This is a genomic window from Rathayibacter caricis DSM 15933 (assembly GCF_003044275.1).
GTDB lineage: Bacteria > Actinomycetota > Actinomycetes > Actinomycetales > Microbacteriaceae > Rathayibacter > Rathayibacter caricis.
The window spans coordinates 2,761,548-2,776,102 of record NZ_PZPL01000001.1 but is presented as its reverse complement, the minus strand read 5'-3'; the positions used below and the strand labels follow the sequence as shown (position 1 = coordinate 2,776,102).

Sequence of the window (14,555 nt, the reverse complement as noted above, 5' to 3'; positions counted from 1 at the left end):
CCGACCAGGGCGCCACGGTCATGACGATCAGGGCGGCAGTGCCCGAGACGAGGCCGGCGGCGGTGATACCTGCGATGACGAGCCAGAGCACGAGTTCCATACGACGAGTCTACCGAGCGCGTCGAGTCCTCCTTCCATCCCCCGGCTATGGAATACCGTCGGAGGAGTGACCGACGCCCCGACCCGTGCCAGCGTCGGACTGCGCTCCGAGCGCGGTCCGATCCTCCTCTCGCTGATGATCTCGACCGCGCTGGTCGCCCTCGACGCCACGATCCTCGCGACGGCCGTGCCGTCGATCGTCGACGACCTCGGCGGATTCGCCCAGTTCCCCTGGCTGTTCTCGATCTACCTGCTCGCGCAGGCCGTCTCGGTCCCCCTGTACGGCAAGCTCTCGGACGTGATCGGTCGCAAGCCGATCATGCTGATCGGCATCGGGCTGTTCCTCCTCGGCTCCCTGCTCTGCGGGCTGGCCTGGAGCATGCCGGCGCTGATCGCCTTCCGGGCCCTGCAGGGGCTCGGCGCGGGTGCGATCCAGCCCATGGGCATCACCATCGCGGGCGACATCTACACGGTCGCCGAGCGCGCGAAGACCCAGGGCTACCTGGCGAGCGTCTGGGGGATCTCCTCCGTCGTCGGGCCGACCCTCGGCGGTGTGCTGTCGGACCTCGGCGCCTGGCGCGGGATCTTCCTGATCAACATCCCGCTCTGCCTCCTCGCCGCGTTCCTCCTCATCCGGAGCTTCCGCGAGACGACCAGAGGCGAGCGGCAGCCGATCGACCTCGCCGGAGCGGCCGTCCTCGCCGTCGGCACCGCGCTGCTGATCCTCGGCCTGCTCGAAGGAGGGACGGCCTGGCCGTGGCTCTCGCCGGCCGGGATCGGAGTGTTCGCCCTCTCGGCCCTCGCCTTCGCCGTATTCGTCGCGATCGAGCGGCGCGCCAGTGCCCCGGTGCTGCCGCTCTGGGTGCTCAGCCGTCGCCTCCTGCTGTCGACGAGTCTCGTGTCCGCCGCGGTCGGCGCGATCACCCTCGGCGTCACGTCCTACTTCCCGACCTTCGCTCAGGGCGTGCTCGGCAGCTCGGCGCTCGGAGCGGGCTTCGCCGTGGCCGCGATGACGCTCGGCTGGCCCGTCGCGGCGAGCCTGTCGGGGCGCCTCTACCTCCGCATCGGCTTCCGCAGCACGGGATTCATCGGAGCGGGGCTCGTCGTCGTCGGCACCGCGCTGACGATCCTCCTCGGCAGCACCTCGACGCTCTGGCACATCGCAGGATTCTGCGTGCTGATCGGTGCGGGCATGGGTCTCGTGGCGACTCCGACCCTCATCCGGGCGCAGTCCAGCGTCGAGTGGAGCGAGCGCGGCGTCGTGTCCTCGACCAACTTCTTCGCCCGCAACATCGGCAGCGCGGTCGCGGTCGCGGTCTTCGGCGCGATCGTCAACGCCGCGACCGGCGACGGCACTCCCGCCCCCGAGGATCTGGCCGCCGGGACGCGGTTCGTGTGCATCGCGCTCGCGGTCGTCGCCCTCGGCATGCTGGCGGCGGTCGCGGCGATGCCGAAGGAGGGGCGTCCCGTCGCCGACTGATCAGTCGCGCGTGCGGTCGGCTCGTGCTGCGAGAGCACGGCGCGACGCGGCGATCCGCTGCAGCCGCCCGATCCGGGAGCGACGGACCCGGTGCGTCCAGCGCAGCACGGGGTCGCCGAGACCCGGGTGCCGACGGAGCGTGTGCAGCGCGCGGTCGAGGCGGCGCATCATGTCCCTCGCTGCGCCGAACGGCCGCGCCGAGATGCCGACCTCGAGGTGGCGGTCGAGCACGATGCGGTGGCGCACGCCGAGGTGCACGCTGATCTCGACGTCGTCGTGCACGTACGAGTCCTCGCGGTGCATCTCCTCCGCGATCTCCTGCCACGCGGAGCGGCGGATCGCGCAGTTCGACCCGAACAGCGGCCAGTGGGACAGGGCGGAGCCCATCAGGGCGAAGTACGCGTCCATGTAGACCACCCGGGCGAGCAGGCGCGGCAGAGGACTCAGCTCGACGAAGCGGCCGGGGCCGGTCACCGCTCCGACCGTCGGATCGGCGAAGTGGCCGGCGAGCCGCGCGATCCAGTCCGGTCCCGGCTGCGAGTCGGCGTCAAGCCGCGCCAGCACGTCGCCCTCGGCGGCGTCGAAGCCGAACGCCGTGCTCGCGGGGATCCCGCTCCCCTCGTGCACGACGACCCGGGCGCCGAACGCCCGAGCCACTTCGGCACTGTCGTCGGTGCTGCCGTCGTCGACGACCACGACCTCGAGGGGGGCGAGGGTCTGCTCGGCGAGGAGGGCGAGCAGCCGCTCGAGGTGGCGGGCGTCGTCCTTGACGGGGACGACGACCGAGATGCGACGGTGTTCCATCCGCCCAGTCAACGCGATGCGAGGGGCCGGAGTGACCCTCCCACGCCGGACGCGCGTCTCGCGCTCGTGTCAAGCCGGTCCCGTCGGCCTCCTCCGGATGCTCGGATCGAGGTGACGACGAACCCACTCGGCATCAGGAGACGACATGACCCACGGACCTCGAGACTTCCAGCCGACGCGCGCCGTCGTGACGGCATCGGACTCCGGCATCGGCCGAGCGACGGCCGTCGCCCTGGCCCGGGCCGGGATGGACGTCGGCATCACCTGGCACAGCGACGAGGAGGGAGCGAACGGCACCGCGGAGGAGGTCCGCTCCCACGGCCGCCGCGCCGAGATCGCGCAGCTCGATGCGACAGAGCTCGACCGGGCGGGAGACGTGATCGACGATCTCGCCGAGCGCCTGGGCGGCCTCGACGTGTTGGTGAACAACGCGGGTGGCGGAGGCGGCGAGCCGTTCCTCGAGCAGAGCGTCGAGAGCTGGCGGAGCACGGTGGCGCTGAACCTCGACGGGGCCTTCGTCTGCCTGCAGCGTGCGGCGCGGCGGATGGTGGACGCGGGCACCGGAGGACGGCTGATCGCTGTCACCAGCGTGCACGAGCACCAGCCCCGCGTCGGAGCCGGAGCGTACGTCGCGGCCAAGCACGGACTCGGCGGGCTGCTCAAGGTCGCCGCACTCGAGCTCGGGGCGCACGGGATCACCGTCAATGCCGTCGCTCCCGGCGAGATCGCGACCCCGATGAACGACGCGGACGACGTCGATCCCTTCACGATCGACCGTCCCGGCATCCCGCTCGGCCGTCCCGGCGACGCGCGCGAGATCGCCGCCGTCATCGCGTTCCTCGCCTCCCCCGGAGCCGCCTACGTCACCGGCTCCTCGTACGTGGTCGACGGCGGCATGCTGCAGATGGGCCCGCAGGCCGGCTCGCACCTGCTGCAGGACGACTGGCGTGAGGCCTGAGCGACTCCCCGCGCCGCTCCCCCGACCGGTACTCTCGAAGAGGTGTTCCGGCGGGCGGAGCGCCGTGCTCGGGATGTAGGTGACGCGCGTGTGGTTCCGCCGTCGACGCCGACTCAAGATGAGGCCGTACGACCCCGATGAGAACCCCTCGCGCGAGCCGGTCTCGGTCGAGGAGGCGACCGAGGAGGGTCTGATGCTCGCCGAGTACGCGAGCCGGATGGCCGTGAAGAACCGCGTGCTCATGGACGGGCTCACCGCCGACGTCCCCTTCGACGTGGGCCACTACTCGCGGGCCGCCGCGCTCGAGCTGACGAAGCTCGCCGACGAGTCCGTGGCCGCGGCCGAGCGCCTGCGCGCGATCGCCGCCGAGGCGACCTCGGTGGGCGGTCGCTCCGACCACGTGCACGACTACCGCTCGGCCGACGTCGACAATCTCGACCACCGCGAGCGGCTCTCGCTGGCGGTCGCCGACACCCTCCGCCGCCGTGCCGAGGACGACGAGTACCTCGCCGGACTCGTGGACGGAGCGAGGCAGGACGCCTGGCGCGAGCTCTCGCAGTCGATCGAGGAGACCCTCGACCGCGCACCGCGGATCGACCCGGACGACGAGCAGTACCGGCGCGACCGCTCCGTGCGGATGGCGCTGGTCGTCATCGACGACCTCGCCAAGCTCGCCCAGGACCGCGGCGTCGACCTCGAGCCCTGAGTCGACCTCGAGCCCCGAGCAGGGCGGGAGTCGGTTCAGGCCAGCCTCGGTTCAGGCCCGGCCTCGGTTCAGGCCCAGCCTCGGTTCAGGCCCAGCCTCGGTTCAGGCCCAGCCGGCGCGGAACGACTCCGTCGCCTCGGTCGACCTCTCGCGCACCGCCTCGAGCAGCTGCTCCATCGACTCGCTCCGGAGGAACGCCAGCCGGTCGAGCTCCGTCACCGGGGCGACGCCCGCGAGCTGCCACGCGTGCGCGGCCGGATCCTCGGCGAGCTCGACGACGGCGCCGTAGCGCTGCTCGACGAACTCGCTCGCCACGGCCAGCGCCGTGCGCACCGCGGACTCCGCGGCGGTCAGCGCCTCGGCGAGGCGCGGCTCCCACTCCAGGTCGGTCAGCAGGCGGACCTCGGCCCGCGGGTACGGGTCGTCCTCGTACCAGCGGACGACCTCGAAGCGGTGCTCGCCGACCGAGTCGAGGGTGACGAACGACTCCGCGCCGTCGATGTTCAGGATGCGCGCCACGGTGCCGACCGCGAAGCGCTGATCGCCACCGCCCACCTCCTGGCCGCGCTCGATGAGGACCACGCCGAAGGACAGGCTCTCGTCCTCGAGCACGTCGCCGAGCATCCGCAGGTACCGCGGCTCGAATAGCCGGAGCGGGAGCGGCATGTGCGGCAGGAGCACGGAGCCGAGCGGGAACATCGGGAGGTCAGGCACAGCACCAGGGAATCATGTCCGGCAGTCGGCGGCCAGTACGGGCGCCCGGGCGGCGGACGTGCTAGCGATCACGCGGTGGCGTCCGGACGCGGTCCGAGGACGGCGACGACCAGCTCGTCGGCGTCCTTCAGATAGCCGAGCAGCGCCGTCGTCTCCCGCGCCTCGGCGAGCCTCGCGATCGTGGGCGCGCTGAACACACCGTCGGCGGGGTCGCGGAGCAGGATCCCGCCGCGTGCGAGCGCCACCGCCGTGTCGTCGTCGAGCAGCCACGCGTTCACCCCGGCCGTCTCGACCGTCGCGTCGACGGACCGTCGCCCTCGGCCGGTGTGGACCCGGGTCGCCGACCGGACGGGGAGCGGCGCCACCGTCAGGTCCCCCCTGTTCACCGCGCGGGTCACCGCGTCGGACAGGACGCCCCGCCCCAGGTCGTGCAGCCGCGTCGCGAGCTCGATGTGCTCCACCGGTGATCCTCCGTCGTCCCTCGCGGCCGGCGGGGACGAGACGGGCGGGCCCTCTCGCCCGCGGCAGGCCTCCTGCAGTGCGGGTGAACGCTCCGTCGCCTCCACGACCCAGGGTAGAGAGGTCGGGTCCCGCGCCGCGCCCCCCGTCGTGGACGGCAGCACCTGCTGTTCACCCGGCTGGTGCATCATTCTCCGGTGGCTGCTGACGTGAACCTCGACGAGATCGCCTCCGAAGTATCGGCGCGCCTGCGCGCCCGCTTCCCCGACCACTCGGCGGAGGAGGTCGACGCGACCGTCCGCGCCGAGCTCGACGCCCTCGCCGACCGCCCGGTCCGCGACTACCTCTCGGTGCTGACCGAGCGCGCCGCGAAGTCCCGCCTGAAGAAGTCACCCTCGGCCTGACGGCCCCCGACTCCGCAGAAGTTGTCGTACTCGGCGCCGAGTACGACAACTTCTGAGGAGTCGAAGGACCTCGAGTCCGAAGAGACTGCATTCACCCGGTCGCGTCTGCGAAGCTCGACACTCCGAGCGTCCGCGGGGTCTCAGGCACCCGACCCGATGTCGTGTGGCTAGACGGACGCGCCGATGACGGCGAGCAGTTCGCCGAATCCCGGGGCATCGAGGATCTCGATCCTCTGACCCGCTAGCGCGAGTTCCCGCGCCTTCACCACTTTCGCACTGACGATCTCGCCCGGCTTGAGCTCTCCCGGACCGAATGTGCCCATCACCACGAGGGTCGTCTTTCTCGTGACGTTCGAGCCGATGCTGGCTCCGTGCGCGGCAACCAGCGCCTGAGCCTTCTTCCGCGGCATTCCGTCGATCTCCCCGGTGAAGACGACTGTCTCGCCGAACAGCGGACCGGTCGGATCGGCGTCCGCGGCGGGGGCCGGGAGATCCGCGAGACGAGTGTAAGCAGCGCGGGCGGACGTCTTCGGCACCCGACTGTCACTCCAGAGATGATGAACATCGTGACGCCCGAGACGGCGCCCGAGGGCGAGAGCCACTTCAGCACTGGCGACAGCATCGGCTTCCGCATCGTGGTGGTCGTCGAGGACCACCCCGAGGTGCGCGGCGACGGTCGGCAGACGGTAGGAGTCGAGGGCCAGATGAGCTTTCGCCAGCACCACCGTGCACAGGAGGTCCGGAACAGGCGCGTCGAGCATCGCCAACTTGTGTGCGGCTGCGATCACTCCCTTCTCGAAGGGCGCGTTGTGAGCGATGACCGGATCGTCTCCGATGACCGTGTCCAACCATCCTGCGACCGCCACCCAGTCGGGGGCGGTCTCGCAGTCCTCCCACCTCAACCCGTGGATGTCCGTATTCCTTGGGGAGAAATCGTCTCCTGTCAGAGGTCGGATGAGCGTGGACGCTCGATAGGTGATCGCGCCGTCGGTCACCCGGGCGACACCGACCGCGCAGGCCGAGCCTCTCTGAGCATTCGCCGTCTCGAAGTCGATCGCTGTGAAGGTCAGGGGCATCCGCGGTTCTCCTCTGGCTGGTGTGCCGCCTTCGGATCTTCGCAGCAGCGAGCGCCCGTGAACGCGCACTGGACGACGCGTGTCGCATATGTCCTCGCGCCGCTGTTCCAGGCCCCCGTGAAATCCCACCGCTGTCGGCGGCAGCGACCATCGCGCCGCCGAGGCCGTGCGGACAAGGGCAGTGCGGGAGTAGGGCGTACGGGACTTTAACCCGTGACCCGCGGATTATCAGCGCGACGCCCACTCGTCACCGGCCCGAACGGAGATACCTTGCCGCAACTCACCGAGAACCTAGAGATTCACGCCGTTGCTTGAAGGAACCAGCCTTCGACACTCGACTTGCGACTCGTCTCGGTACGGCTCGGACAAGCTCGACCGATGCGGTTGAGCGATTTTCGAAGGAACTTCTATCGTGTGAATTAAACTCGCGAACCCGTGCGCTCGGACAGGGCGACTGTGGCACGAGCGCGAACGAGTGCGTTTGAGAGCACGAACCATAGACCCGCAGCTACGACGGTAGCTACAGCCGCAATTGCAGCGGAAACCGCGACCCAGAACCACGCATCATTTACGGTGGCGCGATCAGCGGCTGCGGTCGCAAGCGCGTCTGCGCTCGCGATCGTCGCGTCCTCAAGGCGCTCGGTTGCGTCCTCGAAATCCTCAGCCACAGGGCTATACTCGACCGCTGCGGCTGCGATTGCGGCGTCCATTTCCGCCTTCAAGCCCGCGTCATAGCCGACAGTGGCCGGCCACGCAGGGGCCGGAATAGACCCATTCTTCACGCCGCGAGCAACCGATACGTCATATATCTGCGCGGCGTTCTGCTGGTCATACTGCAGTTCTTCCCAAGCGACGTCTTTCCGGTACTGCGCCCCCTTTGCATCGCGCTTTGCCTCCGTCAGGCGCGAGGCAGCGGAAGCGGCAGATGCCTCCGACGCGTCTGCGCGGTATGAATGCTGCACGGCGCCGAAGATGCCGCTGCCGACTAGTACGAGACTGCCGGCGATCACGATGAAGAAGACCAGTCGGCCCACTTGGGCTGCCACCTCTGAGCGACGCAAAAAGTGGCGGACAGGGTCGGGAACAGTTGCGGTGGAAGCAGTCGGCACGCGGTGATCCTATCCAGACCCTGGAGAGGGCGGCTGCGGCCCGGTTCGCTGCCCCGCCCCTGGGCCGCTATGGCACGCGTGCCAGAGCGAACCAAGCCTGGGCACTCGGCGCCTCTTCTGCTCACGGAGGACGCGGCCGCCTTCGACGCTCCTGCTCGACCACGCTCGCGTTATTCGAAAACTGGCGGATGGGCAAGGCGAATACATGGCCGCCCGCCCACACGCCGCCGAGCCGACCGCGTCGCTGTGGCCGGTGCGCAACTACAGCGGGTGCGGCGACTTCCGCGGCGGGCTCAATTGGTCGAAGCGCATGGACTACAACTCGTTCTACCGGCGCCGGTTCCGTGAGGCCGCCAAGGCCATCGGCCAGCCGGACCTGCGCTTCCACGACCTCCGCCACACCGCAGCGTCGCTGTTCGCGGCGTCGGGGATGCCGCTGGCGCGGGTCGCCCGCATCCTCGGCAACGCCGACACCGCGACCACCTACAAGGCGTACCTGCACTTCTTCCCCGACGACCACGCCGCCGACATAGACCGACTCGACGCCCATCTCTCGCCTGATCGTGGCCGCGATGCTGAGACGCGAAGTATCGAGATCGCTTAGATTCGCTGTTCCGGCAACCAGAGCGCATGCCGCTTGATCATCGTGCGCCACCAGAGCGGCCCTGCGATACAGGTCGTAGCAAGACCAACTACCAGGAACCAGATATGCGGTAGCGGATCGGCGGGCGGAAATTCTCCACGAATCCCAATGAAGAGAACAGCCGCGATGCTAAATAGCCACATCACAGTGACCGCTACCCGATCACCAGCGATCATCTCACCATCGGCGCCCGTCCCCAGCGGATAGATGTACCGACGATGGCTCAACTTCTGCACCTCGGTGATTCGCGATTCGGATGACGGAGCTTTCATCGGCCCAGATGCGACGACCTGGACCTCGATTAGGTCGCGCTTATTCATCAGCACCGGTTCAATTTCGACTGAAGACTCCACAATTGAAACATTCGGAGGGGAACCTGGTGGCGTTAGTCCGGAAACTTTCGCAGACAAGATTGTCACGCCGCCCCCAAACCTGAACCTCAAGGGGGCATGCCATTCACTCTTTGAAATGTCCTTTGTTCCGCTGTTGACTATCCGTAGCGTTGCATACCACGCGTCTTTGATCGGTACGCCATCTACGCTGACTTGAACTGCAAATTTCGATGGTACAGCGACCATCGGAGCCATGCTCCGTACTGTCCACTCGATCCGGGACTTAGATCGAGCGTTCCAGATCGCCCAACCACCTAGAACGACGTCAAGGGACCCGAATACAATGGAGAGAATTTCCGCGATCGCCACGCCGCGAGCCTAGACGAGCGCCGCGCGATCCATCCGAGGCGACGCCGCGTCAGCCGCGCGAACGCGGAGCTTTCCGGTCATGGAGGGGTTTTGGAGGGGTTCTGCTTCTGCACCTTCCGCCGGAACAGCCCTACTCCCCATTGTTTACTTGGTAGGGCGTACGGGACTTGAACCCGTGACCGACGGATTATGAGTCCGCTGCTCTGACCGGCTGAGCTAACGCCCCGCGGACCCCGCCGGCGGGAGAGCCGTCAGGCTCGGCCAGCCGTGGCGGAGGCTGCGTCGATGGTCGGATCGGCCACCGGCTCCCCACGATACAGGCTCTCGAATGTGCTGATCGTGCGGGTGATGTCGTGAGCGGCGACGATGCGCAGGGAGGCGCGCTTCATCTCCTCGAGGCGCTCGGGGGTGCTGGTGAGGACGTCGGTCAGACGGTCGGCGAGGGCCTGCGCGTTGCCGGGCTCGAACAGGTGGCCGTTCTCGCCGTCGTGCACGAGGTGCGGGAGGGCCATCGCGTCGGCGGCGACGACGGGGAGGGCCGACGCCATCGCCTCCATCGTGGCGATGCTCTGCAGCTCGGCGATCGAGGGCATCGCGAAGACGGTGGCGCGCGAGTACGCCTGCTTGAGCTCGGCGTCCGAGACGTAGCCGGTGAAGCGGACGCGGTCGCCGAGGCCGAGGCTCGCGGCCAGCTGCTGGAGGTTGCGCATCTGGTCGCCGCCGCCGACGATCTCGAGTTGCGCGTCGAGGGTCGGATCGAGCAGTGCCACGGCCCGGAGGAGGACGTCGATGTGCTTCTCGCCGGTCACGCGTCCGACGAAGAGGATGCGGTTCTCGCCGCGCGGGGTGAAGTCGGGGGTGTAGTTGTCCGCATCGATGCCGCAGGAGATGGCGTGCACGCCGCGGAGGCCGGTGTACTGCTCGAGGAACTGGGCGGCCCTGCGGGTCGGCGTGGTCACGGCCTCGGCTCGGCCGAAGGTGCGGCGGGCGGCGCGCCACGCCATCTGCACGGCCTTCGCCTGGACGGCCTTGGGCAGAAGCGTGAACTCGAGCATGTTCTCGGGCATGAAGTGGTTGGTGCCGATGATGCGGACGCCGCGCTTGGCCGCCTCGATGCCCAGTCCGCGCCCGACGATGATGTGCGACTGGAAGTGGACGACGTCGGGCTTCACCTCGTCGAGGATCCGCGCGCTGTTCTGCTTGATCCGCCACGGCATCGCGAAGCGCAGCCAGTCGTGCGGGAACCAGCGCCAGCTGTGGAGGCGGTGCACGATCATCCGCTGACCTTCGTGGGTCTCGAACCGCGTGCCGCTCCAGCCGTCGGCCGACGGGGCGACGACGTGCACCTCGTGGCCGCGGGCGACGAGGCCGGCGGCGAGTCGCTCGGCGAACTTCGCGGCGCCGTTGACGTTCGGGGCGAACGTGTCGCAGCCGATCACGACCTTCAGCGGTCGGGCGTCCGAGTCCGAGGAGGAGGTCGCCTCCGTGACGTGCGGGACGGAGTCGTCGGGAGCGTCCGATGACTCGCTCGGCACGGGCGACTCCGGTCCTGAGGCGGCGCGGGGGTCTGACACGGGGTGGTTCCTCACGGTGTGGTCCGCTCGTGGCGGGGTGTCGATCGGCGAGTGGTCGGTCGGCTTCGGCTCACCTCGGCGCGGTCCCAGTGTAGACAGCGGGCCTCGGGGATCCGCGGATTAGGGGGCCGCGTCGCCCGGGTCAGCGGGCCTGCGGGTGGTGCTTCGCGAGCAGCAGGACGCCCCAGATCGCGACCGCTCCGGCGATCACGAAGAGCGGGATCGCCCAGGGGGCCGCGTACTGCGCCTCGCCGAGCACGATGATGCCGATGGCCACGGCGACCAGCGGATCGATGACGGTGAGACCGGCGACGACGAGGTCGGGAGGGCCCGACGAGTAGGCGTTCTGCACGAAGTAGCCGCCGAGAGCGCTGGCGGCGAGGAGCGCGACGATGCAGACGACGGTGAGCGGGTCGAACTCGCCGAACTTGATCCGGTTGAGGACGACCTTGGCGAGCGTCGCGACGAAGCCGTAGACGACTCCGGCGCCGAGGATGTAGAAGATGGCGCGCGCCTTCCGCCGGAACACCCGGAACGCGACGACGAACACCACGAGCACGACCCCCAGGATCACGAGGATCGTGATCAGCTGGGGCGTGCGGATCGACTTGTCGACCGCGTTGAAGGCCGCGACGAGGACGAACGTGCCCACGCCGCCGACGCACAGCACGATCGCGCGGATCGAGGCCTTGTTGAGACGGACCCGGCTCACGCGCGCGTTCATCACGGCCGTGATGACCAGGGCGACCGCGCCGAGCGGCTGCACCACGATGAGCGGCGAGAAGCCGAGACTCGTGAGCTGGAACACGACGGCGAGGCCGAGCATGAGCGTCCCGACGACCCACGAGGGCCGCGAGAGCAGGGCGAAGAGCTGACCGCCGTTCAATCCGGAGGAGCCGGAGCGGCCCGAGAACCGCTCCACCTTCGCGACTCCGCGGTGCTGGAACTGCGCCCCCAGAGAGAGGAAGACCGCGCCGACGAGCGCGATCGGGATGCCGATGAACTGCACCGGGTCGAGCGTGAACTGCTCGGTCAACTCGGTCAGATCTGCGGACATGCGCTCGACCCTACCGACATATCCTCCGCGGGCCGTCCGGCGCACGGGTGACGCGGGAAGCCCAGCGGATGACCCCCGAGGACGGGGCTGGAGGACCCCCGCGATACCCTGGGCTCCATGGCCGTCCTCCCCATCCTCATCGCCGGCGACCCCGTGCTGCACTCCCCCGCCGCCCCCGTCACCGTGTTCGACGACTCCCTCCGCACGCTCGTCGCCGACATGTTCGAGACGATGGAGGCGGCTCCCGGCGTCGGCCTCGCGGGCCCGCAGATCGGAGTCGCACTGCGCCTCTTCGTCTACGACTACGCCGCCGATGACGGCACCCCCCGCCGCGGCGTGGCCATCAATCCGGAGCTCTTCGTCTCGCCCGTGCCCCTCGGCGAGGCCGACGAGGACACGGAGTCGGAGGGGTGCCTCTCGTTCCCGGGCGAGCGGTTCCCGCTGCGCCGCTCCGAGAAGGCGATCCTTCGGGCCGTCGACCTCGAGGGCGCGCCCTTCGAGATCGAGGCGGAGGGCTGGTTCGCGCGGGTGTTCCAGCACGAGTTCGACCACCTCGACGGCATCCTCTACACGGACCGCCTCGAGCACGAGTACCGGAAGCCGGTCGCGAAGATCACCCGCAAGCGCGGCTGGGGCGTTCCCGGCACGTCGTGGATGCCGGGAGTCGACAACCTCGAGGACTGACCTCCGCTCAGCCCAGGTCGACCCCGTGCACGCCGTTGTGGTGGCGCAGCGCGGGGAACGAGGCGGTGACGGAGCGGCCCACGCCCGGCGTCCGCTTCTCGGTCACGTCGCCGCCGAAGAGGGCGGCGCGCTCGCGCAGCTCCAGGAGGGCGGGGCTGTCGATCCGCTCGGTCAGCGCGTGCAGATCCGCCTCGACGGCGCTCGCATCCGCCTGCGCGGCTCCGTGCCGCTCGCGGTCGTCGTCGATCTCGACCCGGAGGCCGGTCGACGTCCAGCGCGAGCTGATCCGGACCTCGGTGCCGGTGCCACCGGTCGCCGACGCCTGATCGAAGGCGTACTCGAGGACGCGCAGGACGGCCACCTCGGCTCCGTCCTGCAGCGGGAACGGCTCGCCGAAGGTCTCCTCGTGGACGGCGAGGCCGCGGTCGCGGGCGAGGGCTGTCAGCGTCTCGGCGCCGTCGGTGGCGGGCAGCTCCCGCGGGTCGACGGCGGCGACGACCGCGATGCGCCGCAGTTGCGCGAGCGAGGACTCGGCGGCGCGCACCGCTCTCACGGCGGAGCGCTCGGCGGCGGCCGGGTCGCGCTCGATCGTCAGCCGCACGCTCTCGGCCTCCTCGACGACGAGCGAGGCGCTGCGGACGGCGAGCTGCTCGAGTTCGCCCACGATACGCAGGCGCGCCTCCTGCTCGCCGACGGCCAGCTCGAGGCGCGCGACGCGTTCCGTCTCGCGGGAGTGCCGCTCGCGCAGCTCCTTCTCGGCGGTGGCGGAGCGGCGCCACAGGACGATCGCGCCGACGGCGACGATCAGTGCCAGGACGAGGACGACTTCGAGCACGACGGCCTCCGGTGCGGTGACGGGGATCGGCGCGAGGGCACGCCGGAGAGCGATGGTACCCGCGTGCGGCGGCCGCTCGCTGAGCCCGCGACGGGGCTTGCGCTCAGCGGTCGGCGGCGCGGACCGAACGGGTGACGGTGAACTTGCGATCGCGGGCGACGACGGACGTCGCTCCGATCGACCGGCGCAGCTCGGCCGGATGGGCGAGGTGGGAGTTGAACACGGTCCAGAGCTCGCCGCCCGGGCGCAGGAGGCGGCCGGCCGCGCGGATCATGCGCCGCGCGACGAGGTCGGTGACGGCTCCGTCCGAGTGGAACGGCGGGTTGCAGACGACGACGTCGACCGATCCGCCGTCGAGCGTCGAGGCGTTGTCGTCGCGGAGGACGCGGTAGCGCAGGCCGTTGGCCTCGGCGGTGGCGCGGGCCGACTCGGTCGCGGCGCGCGAGGTGTCGGTGGCGACGACGTCGAGGTCGGGGCGCGAGCGGGCGAGGACGGCGGCGAGGATCCCTGTGCCGCAGCCGAGGTCGACGGCGGTGCCAGCGGGCAGCGTCCGGACGTCGAGAGCGGCCAGCAGCGCCCGGGTGCCGATGTCGAGGCGGGCGCCGGCGAAGGCTCCGGGGACGGCGACCACGTCGAGGTCGAGATCGTCGAGACGGCGGCGCTCCGGCCCGGGGGCGGGGGCCTGGTCGGCACGGGCGGCGGTCGCGAGCAGGGCCCGCGACTTCTGCCGCGCCGGGCTGACGTCGACGCGCTCGTAGCGGGCGAGCAGCACGTCGTTCATGCCGTGGCTCATGTGCTTGATGCGGCCCGCGGCGATCAGCGGGGCAGCGGGGGCGGCTCGGGCGGTGCCGGCGGCGATCGCGGCGAGGGCGTCGAGAGAGCGGGGCAGCCGGAGGAGCACTGCGTCGCTCCCGCCGACGGCGGCCTCGACGCTCTCGGCGACGGTCACGGCGGCGAGCTCGATGCCCGCTGCGCGCACCGCCTCGGCGTTCGCGGCGAGGGCCCGTTCGGCGGTGATCGAGTCCTGGACGACGCTCACCGCGACGCCCTCGGCGGCGAGGGCGAGCGCGAGTGCTCCGTAGGCGTCTCCGACGACCGCGATGCGGCCGCGCTGCTCGAGCAGGTCGAGCAGGAGCCGGTCGGACGCGTCGACCGCCACGAGGGACGGGGCCTCGACGTCGGGGCGTCGACGGAGGAGGCCGAAGACGTCCTCGCGCATCGCGCCTCCGTTCCGGGGATGGGCGCGGGACCG

The 14,555-nt window shown here is 70.1% G+C and carries 16 protein-coding genes and 1 tRNA gene; 6 read left to right on the top strand and 11 right to left on the bottom strand.

What is annotated here, in order from left to right; genetic code table 11:
• Nucleotides 1–235 precede the first annotated feature (235 nt).
• Nucleotides 236–1,579 (top strand): MFS transporter, encoded by a 1,344-nt coding sequence (locus C1I63_RS12860; protein WP_107575863.1) that lies wholly within the window; start codon nucleotides 236–238, stop codon nucleotides 1,577–1,579.
• Here the strand turns inward: C1I63_RS12860 and C1I63_RS12855 are convergent, their stop codons facing one another.
• Nucleotides 1,580–2,383 carry a glycosyltransferase family 2 protein gene (locus C1I63_RS12855; protein ID WP_107575031.1) on the bottom strand — a complete coding sequence of 268 codons (804 nt, stop codon included), beginning with the start codon at nucleotides 2,381–2,383 and terminating at the stop codon, nucleotides 1,580–1,582. It abuts the gene before it with no gap.
• Nucleotides 2,384–2,528: 145 nt separating this feature from the next.
• On the opposite strand from C1I63_RS12855, the gene C1I63_RS12850 reads away from it, so the two are divergent.
• Together C1I63_RS12850 and C1I63_RS12845 are read left to right on the top strand one after the other, a co-directional pair.
• A complete protein-coding gene (locus C1I63_RS12850; protein WP_107575030.1) occupies nucleotides 2,529–3,341 on the top strand; it encodes an SDR family oxidoreductase in 813 nt (270 codons plus the stop codon).
• A 118-nt stretch (nucleotides 3,342–3,459) separates the two neighbouring features.
• Nucleotides 3,460–4,047 (top strand): hypothetical protein, encoded by a 588-nt coding sequence (locus tag C1I63_RS12845; RefSeq protein WP_107575029.1) that lies wholly within the window; start codon nucleotides 3,460–3,462, stop codon nucleotides 4,045–4,047.
• Between the two features lie 102 nt (nucleotides 4,048–4,149).
• On the opposite strand, the gene C1I63_RS12840 is transcribed toward C1I63_RS12845, so the two are convergent.
• The gene (locus C1I63_RS12840) at nucleotides 4,150–4,761 is read right to left on the bottom strand and encodes an LON peptidase substrate-binding domain-containing protein (RefSeq protein ID WP_244907070.1); all 612 of its coding nucleotides are present in this window, start codon (nucleotides 4,759–4,761) and stop codon (nucleotides 4,150–4,152) included.
• 68 nt (nucleotides 4,762–4,829) lie between these two features.
• Nucleotides 4,830–5,222, bottom strand: a complete 393-nt coding sequence (locus C1I63_RS12835) for a hypothetical protein (RefSeq protein WP_107575027.1) — start codon at nucleotides 5,220–5,222, stop codon at nucleotides 4,830–4,832.
• A 195-nt stretch (nucleotides 5,223–5,417) separates the two neighbouring features.
• On the opposite strand from C1I63_RS12835, the gene C1I63_RS12830 reads away from it, so the two are divergent.
• A complete protein-coding gene (locus C1I63_RS12830) occupies nucleotides 5,418–5,624 on the top strand; it encodes a three-helix bundle dimerization domain-containing protein (protein WP_146168465.1) in 207 nt (68 codons plus the stop codon).
• 167 nt (nucleotides 5,625–5,791) lie between these two features.
• On the opposite strand, the gene C1I63_RS12825 is transcribed toward C1I63_RS12830, so the two are convergent.
• Both C1I63_RS12825 and C1I63_RS12820 read right to left on the bottom strand, forming a co-directional pair.
• Entirely contained in the window at nucleotides 5,792–6,700 is a 909-nt protein-coding gene (locus C1I63_RS12825) for an exonuclease domain-containing protein (protein WP_107575026.1), read from the bottom strand.
• Nucleotides 6,701–7,119: 419 nt separating this feature from the next.
• On the bottom strand, nucleotides 7,120–7,809 hold the full coding sequence (locus C1I63_RS12820; RefSeq protein ID WP_146168464.1) for a hypothetical protein: 690 nt from the start codon (nucleotides 7,807–7,809) through the stop codon (nucleotides 7,120–7,122).
• Between the two features lie 205 nt (nucleotides 7,810–8,014).
• Between C1I63_RS12820 and C1I63_RS12815 the strand changes: the two genes are divergently transcribed.
• Nucleotides 8,015–8,413 (top strand): tyrosine-type recombinase/integrase, encoded by a 399-nt coding sequence (locus C1I63_RS12815; protein WP_107575024.1) that lies wholly within the window; start codon nucleotides 8,015–8,017, stop codon nucleotides 8,411–8,413.
• Here C1I63_RS12815 and C1I63_RS19515 read toward each other — a convergent pair.
• The 4 genes from C1I63_RS19515 to C1I63_RS12795 all read right to left on the bottom strand — a co-directional run bounded on the left by C1I63_RS19515 (nucleotide 8,410) and on the right by C1I63_RS12795 (nucleotide 11,784).
• A complete protein-coding gene (locus C1I63_RS19515) occupies nucleotides 8,410–9,153 on the bottom strand; it encodes a hypothetical protein (protein WP_146168463.1) in 744 nt (247 codons plus the stop codon). The genes C1I63_RS12815 and C1I63_RS19515 overlap by 4 nt on opposite strands.
• A gap of 149 nt (nucleotides 9,154–9,302) precedes the next feature.
• A tRNA-Ile gene (locus tag C1I63_RS12805) sits at nucleotides 9,303–9,379 on the bottom strand.
• A 25-nt stretch (nucleotides 9,380–9,404) separates the two neighbouring features.
• A complete protein-coding gene (locus tag C1I63_RS12800) occupies nucleotides 9,405–10,589 on the bottom strand; it encodes a glycosyltransferase (protein ID WP_107575862.1) in 1,185 nt (394 codons plus the stop codon).
• 280 nt (nucleotides 10,590–10,869) lie between these two features.
• On the bottom strand, nucleotides 10,870–11,784 hold the full coding sequence (locus C1I63_RS12795) for a DMT family transporter (protein WP_055792818.1): 915 nt from the start codon (nucleotides 11,782–11,784) through the stop codon (nucleotides 10,870–10,872).
• Nucleotides 11,785–11,901: 117 nt separating this feature from the next.
• Between C1I63_RS12795 and def the strand changes: the two genes are divergently transcribed.
• Nucleotides 11,902–12,468, top strand: coding sequence for a peptide deformylase (gene def / locus C1I63_RS12790; RefSeq protein WP_107575022.1), 567 nt, complete (start codon nucleotides 11,902–11,904; stop codon nucleotides 12,466–12,468).
• Between the two features lie 7 nt (nucleotides 12,469–12,475).
• Here def and C1I63_RS12785 read toward each other — a convergent pair whose 3' ends face one another.
• Nucleotides 12,476–13,303: a sensor histidine kinase gene (locus C1I63_RS12785; protein WP_055792824.1), complete on the bottom strand. Its 828-nt coding sequence runs from the start codon at nucleotides 13,301–13,303 to the stop codon at nucleotides 12,476–12,478.
• 103 nt (nucleotides 13,304–13,406) lie between these two features.
• Complete coding sequence (locus C1I63_RS12780) at nucleotides 13,407–14,522, bottom strand: class I SAM-dependent methyltransferase (protein ID WP_107575021.1); 1,116 nt, start codon at nucleotides 14,520–14,522, stop codon at nucleotides 13,407–13,409.
• Between the last annotated feature and the right edge of the window lie 33 nt (nucleotides 14,523–14,555).